Source organism: Bradyrhizobium sp., from assembly GCF_049586575.1.
Classification (GTDB): Bacteria; Pseudomonadota; Alphaproteobacteria; order Rhizobiales; family Xanthobacteraceae; genus Bradyrhizobium.
Map to the genome: position 1 here is coordinate 1 of NZ_JBAVCF010000497.1, position 2059 is coordinate 2059.

The window sequence follows — 2059 nt, forward strand, 5'->3', positions numbered from 1 at the left end:
TTCAAACAGTTACACTGTGACAGACGTGATCCCCCGACCGCGCCGCCAGCCCCTCCCGCGCGAGCGGGTTCGTTCATTAGGGATGACCGGAAGTAATCGGCAGACGGTCAAAACGACGCGATTGACCGATCTGCGACATCGACCGCGCATCGCCGGGGCGTTGCCGAATTGAGCCGCAATCTCATCCAAGTTTCCGACTAGATTCGCCTCATATTGATTCTGGTTGATTCGGCGGGACGATCTCGATCACCGGGGATATAAAAAATGGCATTTTTCAAGCGGGAAGTCAGCCCGGTCGAGCGGTTCGAAAGCACGCTCAGGGATCGGCGCGCGGCGCGACAGAAGCAGGCCGAGCGGGTGAGTGCCGTTGAAACCGTCGTTGGAGAAAAACGTGCCGTGGCCGAACGGCTGGCAGTGGCCGGTGCGACCGCTGCCAAGCTCGGCCGGGCAGAAACCAGGCTGCGCGCCGTCGAGGAGCGCGCCAAGGCCCTGCGAGCCGAATTGACGGAATTCGATGAGCAGATCGCCTCAACCGAGCGCGCATTGGCTGATGCCAAGGCGCAACGCGAACGCGACATGCTGGCCGATCAGATAGAGCAAATGGCTGCGGCAATCGAGCAGGCAGCGCCGGGATTTGGCGCCGGCGCAGCCGCACTCGTCGACGCCGTTACAAAAAGCGCTGCGTTGGTGCCGGAGGCGACCAGGTTCTCGACCAGCGTGGATGCGGTACGTCGGGAGGTGCTCGCGGCTGCGGACCTGGTCTGCTGGCAGCTCCGATCTGCCGCGGTGCGCACGCGCTCGGGCAACGCGAATATCGCCATCGGTGCGACGGCCGAGCTTGAGCAAATGCCAACTCAGGAGATCGATCGGCAATTGATTTACACGCTCAGTACGCTGCGTTGGCGGGAGGGTGATGAAGTGCGCAGGGTCCCGGCGTTCGCGCTGGTTGAGCTGCCAAACACGTTGCTGCCGGTCGCGCTGCGGTATCAACATGTCGAATATCTGAATGCGCGGCGTGTGCAGACCCTGATTCACATTCATGGCAGCGAGGGCTCCCAGGGCGAGCCCAGTCCCGACGATCCGCAGCTCATCGATCTCGATGCGCTTGCTGCGGAGGAGGAGAGCGTCCGAGCCAATGTCGCATGAGCCTGTCTGATCGATGCGTCAGCCAATGGCTTTTTCCGAGGCGTGACCGCTAACTATTGAACGACGTCGAGTTTGACTTTTGCGATCCCGCTTCCGACCATCCCGAGCGCGTTGGCCGCAGAATGTGAGACATCGACAACTCGTCCGGGAACGTACGGACCGCGGTCATTGACCCGTACGGTCACGGACCGTCCGGTCGTGAGGTTTGTCACCCGCAACCGGGTGCCAAACGGCAACGTCGGATGAGCGGCGGTCAAATCGTTCGTATCGAACTTTTCGCCGCTCGCGGTCTGTTGCCCCTCTGTGTAGAAGCTGGCAATTCCCTGCGAGGCGATATGTGTCGGCGGGGCGTCGTGGTGCCGCGCGAACGGCGTATGCTTTTTCTCGGATGCGACATGCCGGCCGGTAAGGGACGATGCCGTTCGATCGTGTTGCAACGACGCGTGCCGGCTGGGGCCCTCAAATTGAGAATTTCGGACCGCCGTGGACTGCGCACAGGCCGCAAGGGATGCGGCCCCTAGAACGACGACGAGCAATCGAAAGATGTCCCGGACACGCGCGGCCAAGGCCGAGTCAGGAACAGAACTCGTTTCAATCGCGACGCACGAACCCTTGGCACCATTGGCGGGAAACATATTGTATCCCCAACTCGTGCCCCCACCCTAAACCCGACCCGCAATGAGGGCGGAACCGTGGCTGAACGGCATCGGGCGCGGCATAACCCGGCGATTTCATTTCGGGTGTGATCATTGAGCCACAACTCGCCGCGGTGCGATATCGGGCCGGGACCTGACGGCTATCGGCGCCGACATCCGCTTGAGACCGATGCGGACGTCACGAATGCGCTGGTGTGCTCCGCTCAGCTGGCACGAGCGTGTTTACCCATTCGGTGCAACTTGAGCATGGCATAGAC

2 protein-coding genes are annotated in these 2059 nt (G+C 61.7%); one reads left to right on the plus strand and one right to left on the minus strand.

Annotated elements, in window-relative coordinates; all coding sequences use genetic code 11:
* Window positions 1–264: 264 nt before the first annotated feature.
* Window positions 265–1146 (plus strand): hypothetical protein, encoded by an 882-nt coding sequence (locus WB528_RS19085; protein WP_423889955.1) that lies wholly within the window; start codon window positions 265–267, stop codon window positions 1144–1146.
* A gap of 53 nt (window positions 1147–1199) precedes the next feature.
* Here WB528_RS19085 and WB528_RS19090 read toward each other — a convergent pair whose 3' ends face one another.
* A complete protein-coding gene (locus WB528_RS19090; RefSeq protein WP_423889956.1) occupies window positions 1200–1742 on the minus strand; it encodes a septal ring lytic transglycosylase RlpA family protein in 543 nt (180 codons plus the stop codon).
* Between the last annotated feature and the right edge of the window lie 317 nt (window positions 1743–2059).

Coding starts and splice junctions, on each gene's coding strand:
- WB528_RS19085 (WP_423889955.1), top strand. CDS start 265: ATGGCATTTTTCAAGCGGGAAGTCAGCCCGGTCGAGCGGTTCGAAAGC.